The sequence below is a fragment of the Bradyrhizobium sp. KB893862 SZCCT0404 genome, assembly GCF_018130885.1.
In the GTDB taxonomy this organism is placed as follows: domain Bacteria; phylum Pseudomonadota; class Alphaproteobacteria; order Rhizobiales; family Xanthobacteraceae; genus Bradyrhizobium; species Bradyrhizobium stylosanthis.
This window is the reverse complement of record NZ_JAFCLT010000001.1, coordinates 887,211-911,234: the sequence shown is the minus strand read 5'-3', so window position 1 is coordinate 911,234 and position 24,024 is coordinate 887,211. Positions and strand designations below refer to the sequence as shown.

Annotated in this window: 20 protein-coding genes; 8 read left to right on the top strand and 12 right to left on the bottom strand. The window is 65.8% G+C overall.

What is annotated here, in order from left to right:
- Positions 1-82: 82 nt before the first annotated feature.
- Positions 83-1,327 carry an MFS transporter gene (locus JQ617_RS04595; protein ID WP_212024741.1) on the top strand — a complete coding sequence of 415 codons (1,245 nt, stop codon included), beginning with the start codon at positions 83-85 and terminating at the stop codon, positions 1,325-1,327.
- A 58-nt stretch (positions 1,328-1,385) separates the two neighbouring features.
- Here the strand turns inward: JQ617_RS04595 and JQ617_RS04590 are convergent, their stop codons facing one another.
- Positions 1,386-2,645, bottom strand: a complete 1,260-nt coding sequence (locus tag JQ617_RS04590) for an adenylate/guanylate cyclase domain-containing protein (RefSeq protein WP_063683070.1) — start codon at positions 2,643-2,645, stop codon at positions 1,386-1,388.
- Positions 2,646-2,814: 169 nt separating this feature from the next.
- Here JQ617_RS04590 and JQ617_RS04585 point away from each other — a divergent pair, with 169 nt between their 5' ends.
- Entirely contained in the window at positions 2,815-3,972 is a 1,158-nt protein-coding gene (locus JQ617_RS04585; protein WP_212024739.1) for an MFS transporter, read from the top strand.
- 31 nt (positions 3,973-4,003) lie between these two features.
- A complete protein-coding gene (locus tag JQ617_RS04580; protein ID WP_145666315.1) occupies positions 4,004-4,195 on the top strand; it encodes a hypothetical protein in 192 nt (63 codons plus the stop codon).
- Here JQ617_RS04580 and JQ617_RS04575 read toward each other — a convergent pair.
- The 3 genes from JQ617_RS04575 to dmeF all read right to left on the bottom strand — a co-directional run bounded on the left by JQ617_RS04575 (position 4,192) and on the right by dmeF (position 7,044).
- Positions 4,192-5,070, bottom strand: a complete 879-nt coding sequence (locus JQ617_RS04575; RefSeq protein ID WP_212024738.1) for a DMT family transporter — start codon at positions 5,068-5,070, stop codon at positions 4,192-4,194. The two genes, JQ617_RS04580 and JQ617_RS04575, sit on opposite strands and share 4 nt — an antisense overlap.
- Before the next feature lie 84 nt (positions 5,071-5,154).
- A complete protein-coding gene (locus JQ617_RS04570) occupies positions 5,155-5,985 on the bottom strand; it encodes an N-acyl homoserine lactonase family protein (protein ID WP_212024736.1) in 831 nt (276 codons plus the stop codon).
- Between the two features lie 84 nt (positions 5,986-6,069).
- Positions 6,070-7,044 (bottom strand): CDF family Co(II)/Ni(II) efflux transporter DmeF, encoded by a 975-nt coding sequence (gene dmeF / locus JQ617_RS04565; protein ID WP_212024734.1) that lies wholly within the window; start codon positions 7,042-7,044, stop codon positions 6,070-6,072.
- 198 nt (positions 7,045-7,242) lie between these two features.
- On the opposite strand from dmeF, the gene JQ617_RS04560 reads away from it, so the two are divergent.
- Both JQ617_RS04560 and chrA read left to right on the top strand, forming a co-directional pair.
- The gene (locus tag JQ617_RS04560) at positions 7,243-8,061 is read left to right on the top strand and encodes a chromate resistance protein ChrB domain-containing protein (protein ID WP_212024732.1); all 819 of its coding nucleotides are present in this window, start codon (positions 7,243-7,245) and stop codon (positions 8,059-8,061) included.
- Positions 8,061-9,446, top strand: a complete 1,386-nt coding sequence (chrA, locus tag JQ617_RS04555) for a chromate efflux transporter (RefSeq protein ID WP_212024730.1) — start codon at positions 8,061-8,063, stop codon at positions 9,444-9,446. Before JQ617_RS04560 ends, chrA begins: the two co-directional genes overlap by 1 nt.
- 163 nt (positions 9,447-9,609) lie before the next feature.
- Here chrA and JQ617_RS04550 read toward each other — a convergent pair whose 3' ends face one another.
- Entirely contained in the window at positions 9,610-10,293 is a 684-nt protein-coding gene (locus tag JQ617_RS04550) for an L-2-amino-thiazoline-4-carboxylic acid hydrolase (protein WP_212024727.1), read from the bottom strand.
- A gap of 45 nt (positions 10,294-10,338) precedes the next feature.
- The gene (locus tag JQ617_RS04545; protein ID WP_212024725.1) at positions 10,339-10,731 is read right to left on the bottom strand and encodes a RidA family protein; all 393 of its coding nucleotides are present in this window, start codon (positions 10,729-10,731) and stop codon (positions 10,339-10,341) included.
- A gap of 127 nt (positions 10,732-10,858) precedes the next feature.
- On the opposite strand from JQ617_RS04545, the gene JQ617_RS04540 reads away from it, so the two are divergent.
- On the top strand, positions 10,859-11,476 hold the full coding sequence (locus tag JQ617_RS04540) for a LysR family transcriptional regulator (RefSeq protein ID WP_212024723.1): 618 nt from the start codon (positions 10,859-10,861) through the stop codon (positions 11,474-11,476).
- A gap of 971 nt (positions 11,477-12,447) precedes the next feature.
- On the opposite strand, the gene JQ617_RS04535 is transcribed toward JQ617_RS04540, so the two are convergent.
- From JQ617_RS04535 to JQ617_RS04510, 6 genes are all read right to left on the bottom strand, one after another.
- Positions 12,448-13,992: a GMC family oxidoreductase gene (locus JQ617_RS04535; protein WP_212024721.1), complete on the bottom strand. Its 1,545-nt coding sequence runs from the start codon at positions 13,990-13,992 to the stop codon at positions 12,448-12,450.
- Between the two features lie 4 nt (positions 13,993-13,996).
- Positions 13,997-15,547, bottom strand: a complete 1,551-nt coding sequence (locus JQ617_RS04530; RefSeq protein WP_212024719.1) for an ABC transporter substrate-binding protein — start codon at positions 15,545-15,547, stop codon at positions 13,997-13,999.
- Positions 15,548-15,946: 399 nt separating this feature from the next.
- The gene (gene parC, locus JQ617_RS04525; protein ID WP_212024718.1) at positions 15,947-18,205 is read right to left on the bottom strand and encodes a DNA topoisomerase IV subunit A; all 2,259 of its coding nucleotides are present in this window, start codon (positions 18,203-18,205) and stop codon (positions 15,947-15,949) included.
- A gap of 331 nt (positions 18,206-18,536) precedes the next feature.
- Positions 18,537-18,887, bottom strand: coding sequence for a phasin (locus JQ617_RS04520; protein ID WP_212024716.1), 351 nt, complete (start codon positions 18,885-18,887; stop codon positions 18,537-18,539).
- Between the two features lie 27 nt (positions 18,888-18,914).
- Positions 18,915-19,778, bottom strand: a complete 864-nt coding sequence (locus tag JQ617_RS04515; RefSeq protein WP_212025964.1) for an alpha/beta fold hydrolase — start codon at positions 19,776-19,778, stop codon at positions 18,915-18,917.
- A 41-nt stretch (positions 19,779-19,819) separates the two neighbouring features.
- Positions 19,820-22,327, bottom strand: coding sequence for an alpha/beta hydrolase (locus JQ617_RS04510; RefSeq protein WP_212024714.1), 2,508 nt, complete (start codon positions 22,325-22,327; stop codon positions 19,820-19,822).
- Between the two features lie 207 nt (positions 22,328-22,534).
- Between JQ617_RS04510 and JQ617_RS04505 the strand changes: the two genes are divergently transcribed.
- Both JQ617_RS04505 and JQ617_RS04500 read left to right on the top strand, forming a co-directional pair.
- Positions 22,535-23,386, top strand: a complete 852-nt coding sequence (locus tag JQ617_RS04505) for an alpha/beta fold hydrolase (protein WP_349630601.1) — start codon at positions 22,535-22,537, stop codon at positions 23,384-23,386.
- Positions 23,383-23,979: a hypothetical protein gene (locus JQ617_RS04500; protein WP_212024710.1), complete on the top strand. Its 597-nt coding sequence runs from the start codon at positions 23,383-23,385 to the stop codon at positions 23,977-23,979. Before JQ617_RS04505 ends, JQ617_RS04500 begins: the two co-directional genes overlap by 4 nt.
- The last annotated feature ends 45 nt before the right edge of the window (positions 23,980-24,024 follow it).

Below are 24,024 nucleotides of genomic sequence, written 5' to 3'. Positions count from 1 at the left end.
CCCGCCCTGTCGGGAAGCGGGTGGGTTTGGCCGCGCCGGGACGCCGATACTGGCGCCAATCCGACTTTGCAGGAAATGAGCCATGTCAAATCCGCCGCGCCTCCCCGACACCTTCGGCCGCCTCGCCTGGTCCAATCTCGCGGCGCAGTCCGCCGAGCAGATCGCGCTGGCCGCCGCCCCGATCGTCGCCGTGCTCACGCTGGGGGTCGCCGAGGGCCAGACCGGCGTGCTGCAGACCGCGCTGACCCTGCCCTTCGTGCTGTTCGCCATTCCGGCCGGCCTGCTCGCCGACCGCATCTCGCGCCGCGCGCTGATGGCCGGCGCCGAGGCGCTGCGGGCCGCGGCGCTCGCGGCGATCGTGCTGCTCCTCGCGCTGAGCGCGCTCAATCTGCCGCTGCTGGCCCTGCTCGGCTTCGCTGCGGTGTGCGGCACCGTCGTCTACAGCGTCGCGGCGCCGGCGCTGGTGCCCTCGCTGGTGAGCCCGGACCTCCTGCCAGCCGCGAACGCCCGGATCGAGCTCGCGCGCACCGTTGCCTTCGCCAGCGGGCCTGCGCTCGGCGGCGCGTTGGTCGGATGGTGGGGGGCGAGCCTGGCCTTCGGCTTTGCCGCGGCGCTCTCGGCCATCGCCGTGGTGCTGCTCTCCGGCATCTACGAGCCCGCGCGGGCGCCCTCGCCGCGCCGCCATCCGTTGCAGGAGATCCGTGAAGGCGCGGCCTTCGTGTTTCACCATCCGCTGCTGCGGCCGGTGTTCATCACCCAGTTCATCTTCAATACCGGCTGGTTCCTGCAGATCTCGGTGTTCGTACCCTACGCGGTGCGTCATCTCGGCCTGAGCGCTGCCGGCGTCGGCACCGTGCTGACCATGTACGGAGTCGGCATGGTGATCGGCGCGCTCCTCGCCACGCGCGTGATGAAGCGCGTCGCGTTCGGCACGGTGGTCGGCCTCGGCCCCGTCACCGGCTTCGTCGCCGCAGTGGTGATGGCGTTGACCGTGCTGGTCCCCTCGCCCTGGCTCGCCGCCTTGAGCTTCTTCCTGCTCGGCGTCGGGCCGATCCTGTGGGTGATCTCGACCACGACGCTGCGCCAGTCGGTGACGCCGCCGCGCCTGCTCGGCCGCGTCTCCGCCATCAACATCATGAGCTACGGCGCACGCCCGCTCGGCTCGGCGCTCGGCGCCATCGTCGGCGGCCTCTGGAGCGCCGAGGCGTGCCTCTATCTCGCCGCCGCCGTGTTCGGTGCGCAGGCGCTGGTGATCTGGCTGTCCCCGGCCGCGGCCCTCGACCGGCAGCCGGCCATGGTGGGGGATGAGGTCGCGGTGCGGTGCTAGGTGATTTTTCCGGCGTCGTCCTGGCGAAAGCCGGGACGACGCGGGGGGCGAAGTCCGGCTAATTCGCCAGATACCGTTCGTAGCTCCCCGTCACCGGCTCGTTCGCATCGACCTCGGGGTCGAGCGTGTAGAGGTCCTGCGCGCGGCCGATGCCGCGCAGCGCGTAGCGGCCGGTGGAGACGAGGTAGCGGCGGCCGGCGGCGTCCAGGCCCTTGTAGAACTCCGCCGAGGCCAGCAGCTCGCGATCGACCGAGCGGCTCATCGAAGCGATGCGGCTGACCTCGTTCACCGTCGGGCCGACCACGGTGAAATCGAGCCGGTCCTCGCTGCCGATATTGCCGTAGAAGACCTCGCCGACATGCAGGCCGATATAGGCGGAGGTGGTGGGACGGCCATCGGCGGCCCGCCGCGCGTTCAAGCCCGCGACGTTCTGCCGGAACAGGTGCTCGGCGCGGAGCGCCGCACGGCGGGCATGCGCCATATCTTCGCCGGTGAACATCGCCAGCACGCCGTCGCCGATCAGTTTCAGCACGTCGCCGCCGGCATCGTGGATCGCGTCGATCACGGCTTGCGCGTAATCGTTGAGGAACGGGATGATCTCGTCCGGGCCGATGCTCTCGCTGATGCCGGTCGATCCGCGCAAATCCGAATACCAGAGCACGGCGTTGATGCGCTCGGTGACGCCGCGCGAGATGCGCCCGCCCAGCACCTGCTCGGAGGCGCCGCGGCCGAGATAGACGCGGCCCAGCGTGCGCGCGATGTCGACCTGCTGCGCCGACTTGATCGCGAGCCCCAGCACCGGCACCAGATCGCGCAGGGCCTCGAGCTGGGCTTCGTCGAAACCTTCATCGCGCCGCGTGGTCCAGCAGGAATAGAGGCAGTCCATCAGCCCGAGCGCACCGTTCTCGCCGAAGCGATGCACGAAGGCGAGATAGTGCTTGTGGCCCTTTTCCGCGAGCTCGCCGATCTGCGAGAAATCCAGCGACGGTGCGTCAGCGAGATCGATCACCATCTCGTCGTGACCGTGCTCGAGCATGTGAAAGAACACCGAGCGGCGCCAGCTCTTGGCGGCATCGCCCTCGGCGGTCGAGCCGTATTCGAACGCGTCGCTCTCGTTGCTGGCGCGGTCGCTCCAGCGGAAGCCCCGCCCCTCATAGATCGGATGCAGCGTGTCGATGACGACCAGCGCGCGCGACAGTTCCAGGCCCTCGGCGCGGCAGCGCTCGCAGAACCCGCGAAGCAATTCGTTTTCGGGCAGGCCTGTGAGCCCCTGGCCGGTCAGCCAGTTCATCAGCGCTAGGCGCGAGGTCAATTGCATACGCCATTATGGCGTGCATTCGTGACGAGCGAAAGGCCACGCATGGGGCGTGGCGTGCGACCTAGGCTCCCGCCTGCAGCAGGTCGAATATGCCGCAGGTGCTGTTGACGCGCTGTCGCGGCCGGCTGCAAATGGAACCAATGACATCGCCGACCCCACGCACAGAACCATGAGCCAGCGCCAGCTTCCGATCATCCTGGCGCTGGGAACGACGCAGACGCTGGCCTGGGCGTCCAGCTACTATCTGCCCGCGCTGCTCGCCGATCCCATGGCGCAAGAGCTTGGCATTTCCTCCAATTGGGTGTTTGGCGCGTTCTCGGCCTCGCTGGTGATCTCGGCGATGCTCGGCCCGCGCATCGGCCGGCAGATCGACCTCGTCGGCGGACGGCAGGTGCTGTCGGCCTCCAACCTGATCATCGCCGCCGGCCTGGTCCTGCTGGGCGTCTCGCAATCGGTTGCGGTGATGGCATTCGCCTGGCTCGTGCTGGGCATCGGCATGGCGATGGGTCTCTATGACGCCGCCTTCGCCGCGCTGGGGCGCATCTACGGCACCGAGGCGCGCGGCTCCATCACCGGCATCACGCTGATGGCGGGCTTTGCCTCCACCGTCGGCTGGCCGCTGACCGCCTGGGGCCTTGCCCATATCGGCTGGCGCGAGACCTGCTTTGCCTGGGCCGCCGCCAACATCCTGATCGGCCTGCCGCTCAACTTCTTCATGCTGCCGGCGATCAAGGGCGCAAAGCAGGCGGCGGCGACCGCCGAGAAGCCGAATGTGCCGCTCGATCGCACCATGATCCTGCTTGCCTTCGTCTTCGCCGCCGCATGGACCGTCACCGGTGCCATGGCCGTCCACTTTCCGCGCATCCTCGAGACGATGGGCGCCACCCACATCGAGGCGATCGCGGCCGGCGCGCTGATCGGCCCGGCACAAGTCGCCGCGCGCATCCTGGAGGCGAGCTTTCTCAGCCGCTTCCATCCGCTGTGGTCGACGCGGCTGGCCTGCATCACCCAGCCGGTCGGCGCCGCCGTCGTTGCCATCTTCGGCGCGCCCGCCGCGAGCGCATTTGCGCTGCTCTATGGCTCGGGCAACGGCATCCTGACCATTGCGCGGGGGACGTTGCCGCTATCGATCTTCGGCCCCAAGGATTTCGGCTACCGCCTCGGCATCATCGGTGCGCCGGCGCGGATGGCGCAGGCGGTGGCGCCGCTGGCCTTCGGCCTCTTGATCGACGTCATGGGCGCCAAGGTGCTGATCGTCTCCTCTGCGCTCAGCCTCTCGGCACTGGCGGCGCTGTTCCTGATCCGCGCCGAGCGGCGGCCGGATTGACCACCGAGCGGCTTTCGCGCACAAGCGGGCCATGACCGACGACAACAGCCCGCCCCGCACCTTCAAGGGCCTCTTGCGCTGGGCGACCACGCCGCCGCAGGCCTGGGGCGTCTATCTCCTCGCCCTCCTCCTGGTGTGGCTGGTCTCGTTCTATGCGGGCACGCTGAAGCCGAAGAAGACGCCGGAGACGAGCCCGCCTGCGGCAACCGCGCCGAAGAGCTAGGCCGGTTTCGCCTCGCCGGTCGCAATCCAGATCCCTGCGAACACCGCAACGAGCCCGATCAGGAGGTTCGCCGTGATCGGCTCGCCGATCAGCAGCGCGGCCAGCAAGGTCGCGGCAATCGGATTGACCGTCATCGTATTGGCAACGCGGGTCGGCGTCGCCCGCGCCAACGCCATGACCCAGAGGATGAAGGCCAGCGCGCCGCCGCCGGCCCCGAGATAGATGCCGGCAATCCACTGCGCCGTCGTGAAGTGATCGAGTGCGGCAAAGCTGCCCTTCACGAGCCCCGCCAGCACCAGCACCGCCGCGCCCGCGCCCATGCCGACCGTGAGAAAGCCGAGCGCGCTGGAGCGCTGCATCAGCGGACGCGATAGCACATTGTAGAACGCCATGCAGAACACGGCCGCGGTCATGATCAGCTCGCCGCGCCAGGCGCCCGGCGGGCTCTGCGCGAGCCCCGCGGCGAGCGCCGCCGTGACGCCGAGCACGGCGATGCCGACCCCGATGATCTTGCGCGCCGTCAGCCGCTCCACGCCGAGGATCGCGCCGACCACCATGGTGTGCAGCGGCAGCGTCGCCAGCGCGAGGCTGGCCCGCGCCGCCGTCGTGTAGGACACGGCGATGTTGTAGAGGATGAAGAACAGGCCGAAGAAGCAGATGCCGAGCAACGCCACCGCCGGCCAGTCGGACCGCTGCGGCCAGCGTACACGCAGCAGCAACGCGCACGGCAGCAGGCAGAGAAAGCCGATCCCCCAGCGCAGGATCGCCAGCAGGACCGGATCGGCGCCGGTGACGAGATAGCGGGTGATCGCCGCGGCGGTGCCGCCGATGCTGCTCGACGCCAGCGCGATCGCAACCCCGAGCCATTCGCCCACACGCCGTCTCCTGTCCCGGAGCCTTTGCCGGCGCTTAGCACGGCCCTGCTGCCACCGCTGTGGCAACAGGGCCGCCAACGAGCGCTAGTCGTAGAACTCCGGCGCCAGCTTCTGGCTGTCGCGCTGGGCCTTGTCGTGGTTGATCCAGAGCTGCCCCTTCTCCTTGGCGAGCGTGTCGGCGATCTTCTGCATCGAGGCCGCGGTCTGGTCCTTGTTGACGTTCATGCCGGGTACGCGGCGGTTATCCCAATTGTCCTTGAAGTGCACGGCATCGCCTGACAGCACCACCGCGCCGGTCTTCGGCAGCTTCACCAGCAGCGACTGGTGTCCCGGCGTATGGCCGGGCGTCGACAGGATGGTCACGCTGCCGTCGCCGAACACGTCCTTGTCGCCCGTGAGCAGCTCGACCGGATGCGACGGCTTGAAGCGCGGCTCGTTGTTGGCGCCGGGCCAGTCATATTCGGCCTTCTGCACGTAGAGCATGGCCTGCGGGAACAGCTCGACATTGCCGGTGTGATCCGGATGAGTGTGCGAGACCGCCATTGCCTTGACGTCGTCGGGCTTGAGGCCGAGCTGTTCGAGCTGGGCCGCGAGCGTCTTCGGCCGCTTCCAGGTTACCGCTTTGGGATCGGCGGGCACCAACCCGTTCGGCATGGCGGCGACGGCATCGGCGATGCCGGTGTCCCACAGGAACCAGCCCTTGGCATGCTTGATGAGATAGCAACTGTCGACGAAGTCCATCGACTTGCCTTCGTTGAGGCCGGGGGTCCAGCGCGAGATGTCGCCGGCGGTACCCTCGCCGCAATTGAGGACGTAGAGCCTTTCGACCCCGCTCTTCTCCGATTGTGCCATCGCCGCAGGGCTGGACAGAGCGAGCGAAACGGCGGCGAGTGCGAGCGCGATCCTGGGCATCATTGCTGTTTCTCCTTATGGCCATGCCGGCTGCGACCGAGGATCAACCCCGCGCGCACCCAAGAATTCCGCGCCAGCCCAATCACGTCAATGCGGGCAGGTCTCGACCTCGACCGTGATGTGGCTGAGCCCCTTCAGCCCCGCGAGCCGCTTCTTGTAGACAGCCGGCTGCTTCGGCCGGTCCGACACCACCGACAGCAGCACGGCGCAATGGCCCGGGCCGACCTGCCAGAGATGCAGATCGGTAACCCGATCGTCGCCGACCTCCATGCGGGCGCGGATCACCCGCTCCAGCTTCTCGTCGGCACGCACGTCGAGCAGCACCGCCCCTGAGCTCTTGATAAGGCCGAACGCCCAGCTCGCGATCACCACGCTGCCGATCAGGCCCACCGCCGGATCGGCCCACACCCAGCCAGAATACATGGCCACCAGCAGCGCTGCGATCGCCAGCACCGAGGTCGCGGCATCCGCCATGACGTGGACATAGGCGGCGCGAAGATTGTTGTCGTGATGATGGTGGTGGTGATCGTGTTCGTCGTGATCATGATGCGCATGACCGTGGCCGTGATCGTGGCCATGATGATGGCCGTGGTGGTGGTGATCGTGGCTGCCCCGCAGCAGCCACGCGCTGGCGAGGTTGACGCACAGGCCGAGCGCCGCGACCGCGATCGCCTCGCCATAGACGATCGGCACCGGATTGATCAGCCGCAGCACGCTCTCATAGGCGATCTCGACCGCGATCAGGCCGAGGATGATCGCGCTGGAGAAGGCGGCGAGATCGCCGAACTTGCCGGTGCCGAAGGTGAAGTGCGCATTGCCGAGATGCCGGCGCGCGAAGCGATAGGCGAAGGCGGCAATGCCGAGGGCTGCCGCATGCGTGCCCATATGCCAGCCGTCGGCCAGCAGCGCCATGGAGCCGAACAGCGAACCGGCGACGATCTCGCCGACCATCATGACCAGCGTCAGCACCACCACGAGCCAGGTGCGCCGCTCGTTCTCATCGTGCTTTTCGCCGAGGAAGGCGTGGTCATGCGTCCACTGTTCAATGGAGTGGGAATGCATCGAATTCTCCAGAAGATTCAGATGTGTTGGCGCCCACTATAGACCGGCGGCGGTCTATTTTCGAAGGCCAATCGTCCTGCGGATTGACAGTTCCGCTTAGTTTAGCTGTAATTGGCCCATGGGGATTTGAGCGATCTCCCCACGAGGCGACATGCCCAAGTATCGCGTCCCGTTCGGTTTTTGCGAGGACGCAACAACATGTCTACGTTCACGACCATATCATCCGATAAATTGGCGCGCCTGATCGGCACGGCCAACGCTCCTGTCCTGATCGACGTCCGCACGGAGGAGGATTTTGCCGCCGACCGGCGGCTGATCCCCGGCTCGATCAGGCTCAGCCACGAAACCGTCGCGGAATGGGGGGGCGAATTTGCCGGCCGCTCCGCCATCGTCTCCTGCCTGCGCGGCGCCAAGCTGGCGCAGGGCACGGCCGCCTGGCTGAGGCAGCTTGGCGCCGAGGCGGAAACCCTGGAGGACGGCTTCGAGGGCTGGAAAGCGGCAAAACTGCCGCTGCTCGACACCCGCAAGCTGCCGCCGCGCGACGCCAAGGGACGCACCGTGTGGGTCACGCGGGCGCGGCCCAAGGTCGACCGCATCGCCTGCCCCTGGCTGATCCGCCGCTTCGTCGATCCCAACGCGGTGTTCCTGTATGTGGCGCCGTCCGAGGTCGTCGCCGTCGGCCAGCGCTTCAATGCAGCCCCCTTCGACATCGAGAACGTGTTCTGGAGCCACCGCGGCGAGCTCTGCACCTTCGACGTGATGATCGAGGAATTCGGCATTGCCACGCCGCCTTTGCTTCGACTCGCGACGCTGGTGCGCGGTGCCGACACCGCGCGGCCGGATCTGGCACCGGAGGCGCCGGGCCTGCTCGCGGCCTCGCTCGGGCTGTCGCGCATGTACGATGACGACCTCGAGCAGCTCGAGGCCGGCATGCTGCTCTACGACGCCTTCTACCGCTGGTGCCGCGACGCCACGGCCGAGACCCACAACTGGCCGACCAACAAGGTCAAGGCGTAATGGATACGCGTGCCAATCAAGCAGGAGCTGATGCCGGTCACGGCATCAGCTTCAACGAGGCTTTCCGTGTCTGGCTGCGCGTCGCCTGCCTGAGCTTCGGCGGGCCCGCGGGCCAGATCGCGGTGATGCATCGCATCCTGGTCGAGGAGAAGAAGTGGATCTCCGAAGGCCGTTTCCTGCATGCGCTGAACTATTGCATGCTGCTGCCGGGACCGGAGGCGCAGCAGCTTGCGACCTATGTCGGCTGGCTGATGCATCGCACCGCCGGCGGACTGATGGCGGGCGGGCTGTTCATCCTGCCCGGCATCATCGCCATCATGGGGCTCAGCTACATCTATGCCGCTTACGGCAATGTCAGCTTCGTGGAGGCGCTGTTCTTCGGGCTGAAGGCCGCCGTGCTCGCGATCGTGGTCGAGGCCGTATTCCGCGTCGGCAAGCGCGCACTGAAGAACCGCATCATGATCGCGCTCGCGGCGATCGCCTTCGTCGCGATCTTCTTCTTCGCGGTCCCCTTCCCGATCATCATCATCGCCGCCGGCGTGATCGGATATATCGGCGCGCGACAAGGCCGTCCGGAATTCGCCCCGGCCGGTCACGGCCATGGCGACAGCAGCGCCGCGATCGACAGCATGCTCGGCGAGGCCGTGCCCGATCACATCCGCCCCGACATCGGTCGCGCAATCCGCGTCGGCGCGCTGTGGCTTGCGCTCTGGCTGGTCCCGGTCATCGCGCTGCTGGCGGCCTTCGGGCAAGCCAACGTGTTCAGCCAGATCGCGCTGTTCTTCTCGAAGATGGCGCTGGTGACTTTCGGCGGCGCCTATGCGGTGCTGGCCTATGTCGCCCAGCAGGCGGTCGAGCATTATCACTGGCTGAAGCCGCACGAGATGCTCGACGGCCTCGGCATGGCCGAGACCACGCCGGGCCCGCTGATCATGGTGCTGCAGTTCGTGGGCTTCATGGCGGCCTATCGCGATCCCGGCACCCTGTCGCCGATGGTCGCCGCAACCTTCGGCGGCCTGCTCGCGACCTGGGTCACCTTCACGCCCTGCTTCCTCTGGATCTTCGTCGGCGCCCCCTATATCGAGCGCCTGCGCGGCAACACGGGATTGGCCGGCGCGCTCAGTGCGATCACCGCCGCCGTCGTCGGCGTGATCCTCAACCTCTCGATCTGGTTCGCGCTGCACACGCTGTTCCGCGAGACCGTGCCGGTCCACGCCTTCCCGTTCGCGTTCGACCGGCCGGTGCTGACCAGCGTCGACCTCCCCGCGCTGGTGCTGGCGATCGCGGCAGCAACCGCGATCTTCCGCTTCAAGCTGGGGATGCTGACGGTCCTGGCGGGCAGCTGCGCGGCGGGCGTGGCGCTCCGTTTCGCGGGAGTGATCTAGGGCGCTAGCCCCACGTTCGGTGTCATCGCCCGCGAAGGCGAGCGATCCAGTACTCCGCGGCGATTGTGGCTGAATCGATAGGCCGCGGCGCACTGGATGCCCCGCCTTCGCGGGGCATGACACCGGCTTTGTACCGGCAGCTGCTCACCTGGCTCCATTCCCCCTAACGCAGCCGCGAGAAGCGGAAATTGCAGTGGCTCGCGCCGCCGGCCAAGGTCTGCGTCCTTTCCAGACGGATGCCGCGCGTTGCATAGGCGTCGAAATCGAGGCCGCAGATGTTCGGCAGGATCGCCTTGTCGCCATGGCGCGCCGCGAATTTGCAGAAGCCGCACGCCTTGTAGTCGATGCCGAATTCAAAATCGTCGCCCGGCCTAGGCTCAACGAAATCGTAGACGAAGTCTTCCGGAAACGCGTCTCGATGGCTGCTTGCCGTGCTCAGCGCAGCCTGCTCGCGCAGCAAGGCCTGGTTCTCGGGCGACATGAACTGACGCCCCGCGGCAAGACGCTCGTCTTCCGGTTCAGTGAGCAGCTGCGCCTTATAGGTCTCCCGCTCGATCTCACCGATCACGGGGACCGGCACGCCGTGGCGCAGGAGCACCCTGCTGATGGCCATGAAACCGATCAGACGCATGAAGAAATCGCTCATGCGGCTTGCCCCGCCTCCGACATAGGGCGTCTGCGTGAGCACGATGTCGAATTCGGCCATCATCTCCTGCCTGATCCCGTCGACGTCGGACAGATGCGCGCGCTCGCGCAGCATCGCCTCGGCGAGATCGAGGCGATGGCGCATGGCGGCCTCCATGGCGCCCCGATGCGACTGGTAGAAGGGATGGATGGTCTCGGCCATTGGAAACCTCATATCATTGGATCGATCATTACCTGTGAAGCCCGCTCATTCCGCGGCGATCGCCTCGATCTCCAGCAGCCATTTGCTGTCGACGGTATCAACGACCACCACCGTCAGCGCCGGCCGATGGTCGCCGAGCACCGTGGTACGAACGGCGCGGTTGGGCACGAGCTTGCTCCGGTCGGTCAGGAACGTCGTGACCTTGACCAGATTCTCCACGCCGAGACCGGCGGCGGCGAGCACCTCCCCGACATTGCGCCAGGCCTGCTCGCATTGCGCTTCGAAGCCCTCGGGTACCGTGCCGTCGACTCTCTCGGGCACCTGGCCGCTGATGAACAGCAGGCGACGATGCTGTGTCAGCTCAACTCCCATGCTGTAGCCAGCGGCGGGAGGGTGGACCGTTGCGGGATTATGGCTGAGGATGTGGGCTGCGGGCATGGGTTTTCTCCGGTTGCGGGCTGACCGTATCCGGCAGCGTCGCCGCGGTGCAAAGCATCATTGCTGCGGTTCAGCGCAAGAAAATCTATTGCAAGGCCGCAAGCGATCGGTGTCAAACTGCGGCGCAATGACCTACGCCCTCCCACCGCTCAACGCGCTCCGCGCTTTCGAGGCCGCCGCGCGGCATCTCAGTTTCAAGCTCGCCGCGCACGAGTTGCATGTGACGCCCGCCGCCGTCGGGCAGCAGGTGAAAGCGCTGGAGGCGCGCCTCGGCGTGCAGCTGTTCGAGCGGCTGCACAAGCAGCTGATCCTCACCGCGGCCGGACAGGCCTATCTGCCCGGGGTCTCCGAAGGCTTTCGCCACATTGCGGACGCGACCGTGCAATTGAAGCCGGCAGGTACGGTGCTGCTGCAATTGGGAGTGCACGGCGGCTTCGACCTGCGCCGTCTCGCCCTGGCGGAATTTCGCAACGCGCATGCGGATATCGGTCTGCGGGTGCTGCACCCCGCGGGCCTGCACGAGCTGGTCGAAGGCAAGGTCGACCTGCTGATCGTGCGCGGCCTTGGCCACCATCCGGGCTATCGCTGTGACCGGATCGACCGTGGATCTGGCCTCGGCGATTGGCTGATTGCGCCGGAAGGCACTGCGGACTGTCCTGAGATCGTCAGCTTCCGCGAATGGCTAAGCGCGCTATCGGCCAAGGCTTCGCTCGCCAACCGCCGCCCTCGCCTCGTCGGCACCTGAAGCACGATCCGGAAAAGCGCGAAGCGATTTGCCGAAAAGATCATGCGCAAAACATCAACCTGAAGCGCGATGACGATTCATCCAGATCTCATCGTGCTTCAGGAGACTGCCCGTCGGGCAAAACAGGCGATCGATCCGGCCGCATTCATGCCTGTCAAGCCCCGCCCGCGAAAATATTCCGCTTTACCGAAATTCGGTATTTGCGTAAACACAAGACACCCTGGCCCCGAGACAAGGGGCGGATCGCGATCGTCACGAACCGTGGGCCGGGCAGCGATGGACGCGACGGCGTCGGGCGCGACAGGCATTGCAGGGCGGCTTCGGCCGTGAGCAATGGCGGTGCGCCAACGACACGATGCCGACAGCGTCTTCGCATGGCTTCGGGGGCGAGCACACGCTACCCCTCGGAGTCCCAGCGAGGACGTGCGCGGACGGAGAAGTCGTGTGGTCCTGACGCCCGGGGTCTGTGCGTCAAGGCTTGTGGTGATGCGGCGGCCAACCGGCACGTGCATCGATCATCCGCAAGGCGACGGGGGCAATAGTGCATCGCTCCCCGGGGAGAGCACGAAGGACACCGTTAAAACCATTCGCGCAGGGAAGGCCGGGCGATCCGGCGAGACCTGTGGTCCACCCCGTGTGCATTTTTGTAGCGCACGGACTTGCGGGTGCCAGCCGGCGCCCGGCCTCCCTGCGCCCTTGTCTTTGCGAGGGTGTTGCAAGAGCCAAAACTCGGGCGAGATGCGCCGCGAGAAGGCGATGGTGTGACTGCTGTTTGAAATGTGAATTGGAGGGCTATGGAGCGATGGCCTCGCCACTGGCTCCGTCATTGCGAGGAGCCCTTGCGACGAAGCAATCCAGACTGCGTCCGCGGAGGGATTCTGGATTGCTTCGCTGCGCTCGCAATGACGACGTGGGAGCCGCGAACACCACACTACCACCATCACTCCGGCGAGCGAATTGGTGCAGCAGGCCTACCGCATCATCATCCGCGCGATCGCCTCCCCGATGACCACCGTGGTGAAATGGGTGTTGGCGCGGCAGTCCGACGGCATGATCGAGGCGTCGGCGACGCGCAGACCCGCGATGCCCTTCACCCCTCCATCGGGGTTGACCACGCCATCGCCGTCGTTCACGCCGGTCATGCGGCAGCTGCCGGCGGCGTGCTGGATGTCGCCGGTCTCCCGCCGCAGCAGCGCGTCGAGCTCGTGATCCGGCAGGCTGGCTGCCTGCGGCAGCGTCAGATCGGTATCGGTCAGCCTGATCCAGTCGGCAATGCCTGACAGTGCCGGCTGCGAGGTGATCACGGCGAGCCGCTTCACCGCGTCCATCATGCGCAGCATGTCGCGGGGATCGGCCAGCATGTTCTCCTCGACCACCGGATCGATCGACGGGTCGGTCGAGGCGAGCTTGAGGGTGCCGCGCGAATAGGCGTTGAACAGCCCCGCCCCGATCGCGCCGGGTACGCCGACGCCGCGATGGTTGAAGGCGATCAGGATCATGTCGCGCTTGCCGCCATTGGCGAGGCCGGAGGAGTAGGTCACGCAGCAATTGGTGTGGCGGGTGTCCGGATCGGTCGGCCGCAGCTTTTCGTGGAGCTGGATCGTGGCGCGGAATAGCGGATGGTCGAAGAAATGCTTGCCAACCGGCAGATCGCGTTCGACCGCGATCCCCATCGCCTTCAGTTCCTCGGCAGGTCCAACGCCCGAGCGCAGCAGGATCGCCGGGCTGTGGATCGCACCGGCGCACAGCACGATCTGACGCGCGGCGATGTCGTGGGTGCCCTGCCCCTCGATATGCACGCGGACGCCGGTCGCGCGGCCGTCACTGATCAGCACGCGATCGACCAGCGCGTGCCCGCGGATCTCCAGATTGACGCGGTCGCGCGCGGGCTCGAGATAGCCCTCATTGGTGGTGATGCGGCGCAGATCGCGGCTGTTGATGGGATAGCAGGCAACGCCCTCGCCATCGGGGCCGTTGAGGTCGGCGCACCAGGGATAGCCGCTCGCCAGCGCCGCGTCGCGCAAGCCGCGGTCGATCGGGCCCCACTTTTCGGGCGGAGCGCGGTAGACCGGCAGCGGTCCGCCGCGTCCGTGGCCCGCGCTGTCGCCGAACTCGAGATCGTCCTCGATCACCGAGAACAGCGGCATCACCTCTTTCGCCGACCAGCCGGTGCAGCCATTGGCCGCCCATTCGTCGAACGCATCGGCAACGCCGCGGATGGCGATCTGGCCGTTCATCATCGAGGAGCCGCCGAGCCCCTTGCCGCGCCAGTAGAAGCGCGGCTCCTGCCCCGCCACCCGGCGCGTCAGCAGATCAGGCCACTGCCATTTCTCCTGATATTCGCGCTTGTGGATGATCGGAATGGGGTTGGGCGTCCGCACCTCCCAGGGCGCCTCGTCGGCGCGCCAGTCGAGCCCCGCTTCGAGCAGCAGAACGCGCCGGGCGGGATCCTCCGAGAGCCTGGCCGCAACGGCCGCGCCGGCGGAGCCGCCGCCGACAACAATGACATCGTACATCGCGTTACTTCTCAACGTTCCAGAACACGGGGATGGCGGACGGTATCAGACCGCGCAGGGTGGCGCGATAGGCCGCGGGCTGGGCGAACTGCCCCCACGGAATGGCGGGCGCCTGATCGTACATGACGGCCTGGATCTCGCCCGCGATTGTCTTGCGGTCCGCCTCGGCCGGCGCCTTGGCGAAAGCTTCCATCAGCGGCGTGATGCGCGCATCGCATTGCCAGCCGGTGAAGTCGGCGCAGTTGAAGGCGACCATGACGTTGGTCAGCGGCGAGCCGAGGTCGAAACCGCCGGCGTGGACGCCATAGACGCTCCAGCCCTCCTTCTTGGCGCGGCGCGCCAGCACGCTCGCCCAGTCCATCACCTGCAGATCGACGTTGAAGCCGGCAGCCTTCAGCCGCTCGGCCAGGACCTGCGCCGAGACGCGCGGGGCTTCGAGATCGTTGGCCTCCATGACGACGACGGGCTCGCCGGCATATTTGGTCGCCTTCAGCGCGGCCTTCGCCGCTTCGATCGACGGCTTTGCGGCAGCATCCGTGCCGGCCTTGCTCTCATAGGTCGTGCCGCAGGTGAAGTAGGTCGCGCAGGGCGTTGCATATTTCGCATCGAGCCCGAGCGCATCGAGCACCTCGCGCTGATCGACCAGCTTCCACAACACGCGCCGGATCTCGGGATCGTCGAACGGCTTCGATGCGGCATTGAGGCGGTAGGCGCCCGCGAACATGTTGCCGCCGGTGAAGTTCACGAGCTTGACGCGCGCGTTCTTCTCCAGCTGCGGCAGCAGGTCGAACGGCGCATATTGCATGAAATCGATCTCGCCGGCCTGCAACGCAGAGGCGGCGGTCGCACCGTCAGGGATGACGCGGATCTCGAGCGTATCGACATTGACGCGCTTGCCGCCGGCGAGGAAGTCGGCGGGCTCGGGGCGCGGCACATAGTCGGCGAACTTCTTCAGGATCATGCGGTCGCCGGTGCGGTGATCGGCCTTGCTGTAGACGAACGGACCGGAGCCGACGATCTCGGTGATGCGCTGGTCGCCGGGCGTCTTCGCGATGCGCTCGGGCATCATGAAGGCGACCGGGCTGACGGGATTGCCGAGCGCGTCGATGACGAGGCCGGACGGCTCCTTCAGCGTCAGCACGAAGGTTTTCGCATCGGTCGGCTCCAGCGAGGCCGTGATCGCGAAGATGCGGCGGCCGAGCGCGCTGCGGGTGCCCCAGCGGCGCAGCGAGGCCACGCAATCGCTTGCGGTGACCGGCTGGCCGTCATGCCATTTCAGGCCGTCGCGCAGCGTGAACGTGTAGGTCAATCCGTCCGGCGAGACCTTCCAGTCCTGCACCATCTGCGGCTTGATGTCGCCCTTGGAGTCCTTCGCGAACAGCGTGTCGAACACCATGTAGCCGAACGTGCGCGAAATGTAGGCGGTGGAGAAATGCGGATCGAGCGTGACGATCTCCGCCTCGAGCACCGCGACGAGATTGCCCGCAGCATGCGCGGGCGCCGCCACCAGCGTGAGACCGAGCAGCGCCGGAATGAAAGCCTTCAGTTTGAACATTGTGCCTTTTGCTTCTTCTTGAGAGTTCGTTTGCAGGCAAAGAAAAAGCAATGTTCGTGCCCGATCAACGCAGGCACTTATGCACTCACGACTATCTGCCAAGCGTTTGCGGGCCAAGCGATGCGAATTGGGGGAGCAAGGCTGCTACCTCTCGTCATTGCGAGCGCAGCGAAGCAATCCAGAGTCTTTCCGCAGAGGCAGTCTGGATTGCTTCGCTGCGCTCGCAATGACGATGTGGGGAGAGGTGCGTCACACTCGCCGGTGCCCCGGACGCAGTGCAGCGCTACTTAGCGGTGCACTGCTGAGCCGGGGCCCACGTCTCCCAGCAATCCGCGTGGCGTGGGTCCCGGCTCTGCGCAGCAGCGTTTCACGCTGCAGCGCGTCCGGGACAAGACCGCCCTACCCGATCACCTTGCCGAACTTGTTCGACTTCGGGAATCCCTTCGGCGGCAGGCGGCCGGCATCGGCGCGAGTGCCCTGCCATTCGCTGAGCTCTTTCATGGTCGCGGAGAATTCGCGGCCGGCGGAGTCCTTCCAGGTCAGGCCCGCCTTGGCCTCGAACACGGCGACGTCGGAGAGACCGCCGTCCTTGTACTTCTGCAGGCGCACGCCGCGGCCTCGTGCCATCTCCGGCACCTGCTCGAGCGGGAAGATCAACATCTTGCGGTTCTCGCCGATCACCGCGACGGTGTCGCCGATCACCTCAGTGACCGAGCGCGCCTCGTTCGGCATGTCGACGTTGAGGACCTGCTTGCCCTTCTTGGTGGTGCCGACGCAATCGTCCTCGTTGACGACAAAACCCTGGCCCTCGTGGCTCGCGACCAGGAATTTGCGCCCGCCCTTGTTGACGAACAGCGTGACCGGCGCGGCCTCCGGCTCGAGATCGATGAACTGGCGGATCGGCTCGCCGTGACCGCGGCCGCCCGGAAGTTTCGCCACGTCGATCGAGAAGAACTTTCCGTTGGTGGCGAACAGCAGCAGCTTCGAGGTCGTCTCCGCGAAGAATGCGATGCCGAGCTTGTCGTCCTGCTTGAAGGCAAGGCCCGAGAGATCCTCGACATGACCCTTCATGGTGCGGATCCAGCCCTTGTCGGAGACCACGACCGTCACCGGCTCACGCTCGACGAAGGCTTCCTCGATCGCGGCGAGATCGTGCTCGGGCGCGTCGGCGAAGGTGGTGCGGCGCTTGCCGAGCGGCGTCTTCGGTCCGAACATGTCGCGGACCTTTCCGACCTGCTCGCCGACCTTCTTCCACTGCTCGGCTTCCGAGGCGAGCACCGCGTTGATGCCCTTGAGCTCGGCGCGGAGGTTCTTGTCCTCGGTGCGGATTTCCATCTCCTCGAGCTTGCGCAAGGAGCGCAGGCGCATGTTGAGAATGGCTTCGGCCTGCACCTCGGTGAGCTTGAACTCCTTCATCAACGCCGGCTTCGGCTCATCCTCGGTGCGGATGATCTTGATCACCTTGTCGATGTTCAGATAGGCGATCAGGAAGCCGCCGAGAACTTCCAGGCGGTGCTCGATCTGCCCCTTGCGGTAGTTGCTGCGGCGGATCAGGACGTCGCGCAGATGGTCGAGCCATTCGCGCAAGCACTCCGCGAGCCCCACCACCTTGGGGATGCGCCCCTTGATCAGCACGTTCAGGTTCAGCGGAATCTTGTTTTCGAGTTCGGTCAGGCGGAACAGCGATTCCATCATCAGCGCGGGATCGACGTTCTTCGACTTCGGCTCGATGACGATGCGGACGTCCTCGGCCGACTCGTCCCTGATGTCGCCGACCAGCGGCAGCTTCTTCTGGTCCTGCAGCTCTGCGATCTTCTCGATCAGGCGCGACTTCTGCACCAGGAAGGGAATCTCGGTGACGACGACGACCCAGGTGCCGCGCGCGCCCTCCTCCTGCTCCCACCGGGCGCGGACGCGGAACGAGCCGCGGCCGGTCGTGTAGGCCTCGGCGATGGCCTGCTTGGAATCGACGCAGATGCCGCCGGTCGGGAAATCGGGCCCCTTGACCCACTTCATCAGCGCCTTGGACTTCGCGTCGGGCTTCTCGATCAGATGCAGCGCGGCGTCGCAGAGCTCGGCGGCGTTGTGCGGCGGGATCGAGGTCGCCATGCCGACCGCGATGCCCTGCGCGCCGTTGGCGAGCAGGTTCGGGAAACCGCCGGGCAGAACCACCGGCTCTTTCGACTGGCCGTCGTAATTGGCGCGGAATTCGACGCCGTCCTCGTCGATGCCCTCGAGCAGCAGCCGCGCGACGTCGGTCATGCGCGCTTCGGTGTAGCGGTAGGCCGCCGGGTTATCGCCGTCGATGTTGCCGAAATTGCCCTGGCCGTCGACGAGCGGATAGCGCGAGGAGAAATCCTGCGCGAGGCGAACCATGGCGTCGTAGATCGCCTGGTCGCCGTGCGGATGGAACGAGCCCATCACGTCGCCGACGATTTTCGCGGACTTCTTGAAGGCGGTGCCGGGATCGAGCCGGAGCAGGCGCATGCCGTAGAGGATGCGCCGGTGCACCGGCTTCAGGCCGTCGCGGGCGTCCGGCAGCGCGCGATGCATGATGGTGGAGAGCGCATAGGCGAGATAGCGCTCTTCCAGCGCCTCCTGCAGCCGCACCTCGTGAATTTCGGCCGGCTCTTCCGGCGGCACAATTCGCTTGCCCATAAAGCCTTTACTTTCAGACACTTGCCGCCGGCAATCCGGCGGCGGCCCAAGATGGTTCCCAATAGCCCCCGGCTGGGGCGCGATTCGGGCGGATGTATAGCAGGCTCAGCATGGACATGCGCCCCTGCTCTCCCGAGGCCGCGCCCGGAAGTTATCCACAACTGCGAGGAATTTGCGCTGCAAATGGCTTCACCCGCCGGGCCCTGATAACGCCCCCATAGCCGGGATAGCCCGGACGGCCGGGCCGGCCGGCGACCGGGCGGCCTCCGCCCGGACGACCGGCAATGGGATGACTTGGACGCGGACGGCCGGCGCTGTCGTCGCCGCCGTGTCAGCTCTTCGGACTGAACAAGCCGCCTGCCGCCTTCATGGCGGACTCGCCCATGGTCCTGGCCTGATCGGTCAGCGAGCGCATCTGGTCCTGGAAGAACTCGGATTGCAGCTTGAGCGCATCCTGCACGTTGTTGGCGTGGATCAGCTTCTCGCCGAGATCGAACGTCGCGGTGGTGTTGCGCTGCATGAAGCTGCAGAAGTCCTTGGCCTGGTTCGCGATCGGTAATGGCGACGAGCCGAGGCTCTTCTCCAACAACTCGAAATAATCTGCATTGGCCTTGCGCAGGCGACCGAGCGCCTCGGTCAGTGCGTTGCGGACACCCTCGGCGGACGCGTTGATCTCTGCCATGACATTCCTCTCCTTTCAGGGATTGCGTTATGCGGGAAGTCCTCCGAACCAGGCCCCGAAATATCCGGCATAGAGCGCCGGCTTCTCCAGGTTCATCGAGTGCCCGATGCCGGGCACGACCACGAGGCGGCAATCCGGCATCGCCTCGGCCATGGCGCGAAGGTCGGCCGGCGGAATCCAGCCGTCCCATTCGCCCCACAGCACCAGATGCGGATGCCGCAGCTCCGACATGCGGCGCTCGAGTTCGCGACTTTCCCTCTCCCGCGTGAGATTGACCGGGGTGCCGATCCAGATGCCTTCCGAGACGCCAAAGGTCTGGTCGATGATGCGGTCGAACAGCGCCTGGATCTCGGCCAGCCCCTCGCGAAAGCGCGGGACCGCATTCGGGGCCATGCTCTCGGGCACGAACAAGGACGAGGCCGCCGTCGCCATGATCGTCCGGGTCAGCTCCTTGCTCGCCATCATCTCGCGGAACAGGCCGATCTGGTCGGCATTGAACGCCATGCCGAGCGGCGTCACGGGGTCGAGTGCGAGCACCCGGCCGAAGCGATGCGGCTGCATCAGCAACATCCGCGCGGCGATGATGCCGCCGGTCGAGTGTGTCGCCAGATGGCAATAGCCGATGTCGAGCGTATCGAGCGCAGCCAACATGTCCTCGGCATGTTGCTGCATCGAATAGTTGGAGTAATCGGCGGCCGGCTTCGGCCGGTCGCTGTCGCCGCATCCGCGCCAGTCGATCGCGACGACGCGCAGGCCCGTTGGAAACAACGGCGCAGCGAGCTCGATCCAGTCCTTGCTGGCGAGATTGCCGTGGATGAAGACGACGGTCACGTCGCCGCGTCCCCACTCCCGCCAGCCGAGCTTGACCTCTCCCGCCTGCACTCTCGGCACAATTCCGGTAGCAGCTCCTGGCACCGTCCCCATGGGCGGTCCTATTTGTTCAGACCGGCCGTGGGCGCGGCACCGGGAGGACTCGGAGCCACCGGCAACGCCGAGACGACGGCGCCCTTGATCATGCGGTCGATACCGGCCGGCGATGACGTGTCGACGCCGCCTTTGATGACGAAGTCCACGACGTCGACCGAATATTCGACGGGATTGTCGGTGTGGATGAAATGTCCGGTGTCCGGATAGATCTTCAGGATCGGCCGGTTGCCGGCATTCGTCATCCGCGTCATGAACGGCGAGATGACGTCGCGTCCGAGATCGGTCAGCCCGTTGAAGGCGGGCGTCGGGATGAAGGGCTCCTTGTCGCCGAAGGCGAGGAAGATCGGCGCCTTGATCTGGGTCACGCGCTCATAGAGGTTCTTCGGATCGTCCTGCTGAACCTCGGCGCCGATCGTGTGGATGTCGTAGATGAAGACGTTGCACCATTGCTCGAGCTCCTTCGGGTTGCCCTTGGTCAGCCCGACGCGCTGCTCGGTATGGAAGCGCGCATACTCGCTGTCGCTGAAGAAATAGCCGCTCTTGGCCGCCGACACCGCTCCGGTATCAGGATCGCGCTTCTTGAAGTAGAAGAAGTCGCGGATGTTCTGCTCCGAGCGCCCCATCTCGGCCGCGAGGATGCCGGTCTGGTCCCACACGGCTTTCCACTTGTCGAAATCGTGGTCGAAGGCCGGGTCGAACAGCTTCGCCTTCTTGTCCTTGGCGATGGTGATCTCCCGCGGATATTCCTCGAGGCCCGACGGCGCCTCGAGCGCGAGCCCCTGCACCGCGTCCGGCCAGGTCAGCGCATAGCCCGTCACGAACTGGCCGCCGAGTGAGTGGCCGAGATAATAGGCTTTCTTGACGTCGAGCTGGTTGACGACGAGGTCATAGATGACCTCGCGCATGTCCTGCATCGTGCGCGCCGGGCTCTTGTCGAGGTTGCCGGGTCCGGACATGCCGTAGTGCGGCAGGTCCGGCACGATCACACGCAACCCGCTGCGCAGGGCATATTGCATGATGTTGCCGTAATGGCCGCCGAACGCGCCCTTGCCGTGGATGATGACGAGCACCTTCGGATTTTTGTCGGTGCCGTTGTATTCATCCATGTAGCCGATCTGCCAGGTGTTGCCGCTCTTGTCCTTGGCATTGGCGAACTTGACCGGATACGGATAGGTCACGAAATCCTTCCAGAAGGATTTCTTGGGATCGATCGTCTCGGCGACGCCGGGGACGCGGTAGTTCTTGTCAACGAACTTCTGCGCGCGATCGAGGCTCGCGACATCGTCCATGAAGGCGACGAACTTCGGATCGTTCTTGCGCTGGTTGATGATCGGGAACACGCCGTAATGGGCGACCGGGCTTTCCTGAGCAATCAGATCGGCGCCGGGGACGCGGTCGACCGCTTTCTGGGCCAGCTTGAAGTTGAGCCAGAGATCGTTGGTGATGTGCATCACCAGCGTGCGTGCCTGGATACGGCCGAGATAGGGATTGACGTTGTGGGTCTCGCCGACCCTGTTGCGCCAGACGAGGTCGACCGCGTCGTAGAGCTTGGCGCGGTTGACGACGTTCAATCCCGCCTTCTCGTTCGGCGGATCCCAGTAGAAGATTTCGGGCTGCACGGCGCCCCAGTTCTGGCTGGTGCGGAAGGCGAAGTCGTAACCCGTCATTCCGAGAATCGACCAGCCGAACGCAACGCCCGGCACCGGATGCTTTTCCTTGGGCAGCTTGTAGTAATCGCCATTGGTGGACTGCCAGACCGGATCGGACTGGATCGCCGCCGTCATCATCTGGAAGGTCCAGTTACCGACGGGGTCTTCGCCGTCGGACTGCGTGGTGCCGCCGATCGGCATCAAGGCGTTCACATATTCAGGATGCATCACGCCCCAGACATAGGTCTGGGTGCCGCCCATCGAGACGCCCGTGACCAGCGCGACGCGCGCAACCTTCAGTTCGTCGCGTAGCAGGCGGTAATTCGCCTGCACCATGTCGTAGTAGCTGTACTGCGGAAACTTGACGCCGAGACCGTCGGACGGCTTGCTCGCGCCCCAGGTCCCGAGCGGATCGACCATGACGACATAGTAGCGGTCGGTGTCGATCGGCCGCCCCGATCCGATGATGGGCACGCCGCCCGACAGTGCGGCGCCCTTGACCCACTGCTCGTACATGTCGGTGGAATCGCCGGAATAATAGGAGTTGATCACGATCGCATTGGTGATCTCGCCGTTGGCATTGCGCCGCGGGTTTCCGATTGCGATGTAGGCTGTCCGCAGCTTGCCGGCGCCCAGCGATTCCAGCGTCACTCCGCCCTCGCCGCCATTCTCCCATTTCGACGGGTCGGCCAGATCGTATTTGCCGCCGAGGCGAAAGTTCGCGATCTCGTAGGTCTTCTTGAGCCCGTCATGCTGCACCTGCGACGAGCGGCGCGTGAACGGTTGCGCGACCGCTAGCGCGGTGCCGACCAGCAACACAATCAAGGTGACGAAGCAGCGCTGAAGCACCTTTGCCCCGGTCATGGCGGACTCCTCCTGGCAATGTTTTGCGCGACGCTAGGTCCGGCGTCCGAGGGAGGTTTGATTTAGCTCAATGGAATCCGCACGTCGGCGTTGAGGATCGGGCCATCATCACATTGGCCGGTCCCCGCTATGCCCTTTCTCAGTCACGGCTCATATCGAATCCGCTATGAGCTTGATGGGCCGGCCGGCGCGCCGACTTACATCTTGGTGAACGGCCTTACGCAATATTCAGAGCTCTGGGGCACCTATCGCGACGCGCTGACCGCACGGCACTTTCGGGTCGCGACTTTCGACCTGCTCGGCCAGGGCATTTCCGACAAGCCCGCTCTGTTCATCGATCAGGATGACCATACCGCCGTGCTGCATCGCCTGATCGATGAGCTCGGCGATGGTCCTGTCTTCCTCAGCGGCATCAGCTTTGGTGGCTTGATCGCGCTGCGCTATGCCATCGAGCACGGCGAGCGGCTGTCCGGACTCGTGCCGATGAGCTGCTTTGCGGAGCTATCGCCGCAACTCCTGTTGATCGGTAACGCCCTGCGGACCGGTCTCATCCTGGGTGGCACCGGCTATCTCCAGGATCTGCTGCTGCCGATGAACCTGTCGGACCAGTGGCTGAAGCCGTTGCTGGACAAGCTCGACAGCGTGAAGCGGCAGGGATGGCTGGTGAACGACGTCTACGCTCTGCAGAACCTCATGGAGTCCTTCCTCGACTTCAAGCCGCTGACGCCGCTTCTCTCGTCGATCACCGCCCCGACCATGATCCTGAACGGCGAGTTCGACTTCCTCACGCCGCGCGCGCTGCACGAGACGCTGCGTGTGGAGATTCCCGACAGCGCGCTCGTGATCATTCCGAAGGCCTACCATGCCTTCACGCTCGAGAAGGCCGAGCTCACCGCCGACCTCCTGGCCCGCTTCGCCGAGGACGTCATGGCTGGACGCTGGCAGGGCAACAAGCAGGTCCTGATCGCGCCGGACGATGCCGGCGGAGACTATTCGCCATTTCCCGCGGACTACGACCATCTGCGCGCGATCCCCGTGCGGAGGACGGCGACGACATGAACGCGTTCTTTGGACCGCTGGAGGCCGACGGCCGCGTGCAGCCGCGCCAGCAGACGCGGGTCGCCGCATTCCTGGTCTCTGCCCATGGTGCATTGGCGCGGCAATTCGCAGTCGCCCTTCCCGCGAAATTCGATGCGGCCTGGCAGGTCGAGCTGAACGCCCAGTTCTATCGCGAGAGCGAGATCGTCTCGCTGCTCGCGCGCGCGACCACGTGGGTTCCGGATTTCGCGCTGACCCACATGGTCGCGTCCTGGGAGATGGCCTGGCTTCCCGCTCCGGTCGAGGACATCGCCGATCCCGCCCGCGCGCAGGCCATTCACCTTGCGACCCTTGCGCATGCGGTCCACGCCGGGATACGTCCGGCCGCCCTGCTGCCGACGGAAGCGAGCCAGAACGATCCCTTCGTCATGGCCCTGCGCCGCATCGAATTCGAGAGCAGCCGGCTGTTGCAGGCACAGATCCTGTTTCTGAAGGGACCCGACCTGCTTCCTTTCCGGGACGCCGTCAGCGCGGCGCTCGAGCGGCGGCATGCCGACGTGCGCCGGCTCTGGAACGAGACCCTGGAGAGCATCGGTATCGTCCAGCGCGAATGAACCGGAGCCTTGACGCAGATCAAGACTGCGAGATCGCCCGCCCGC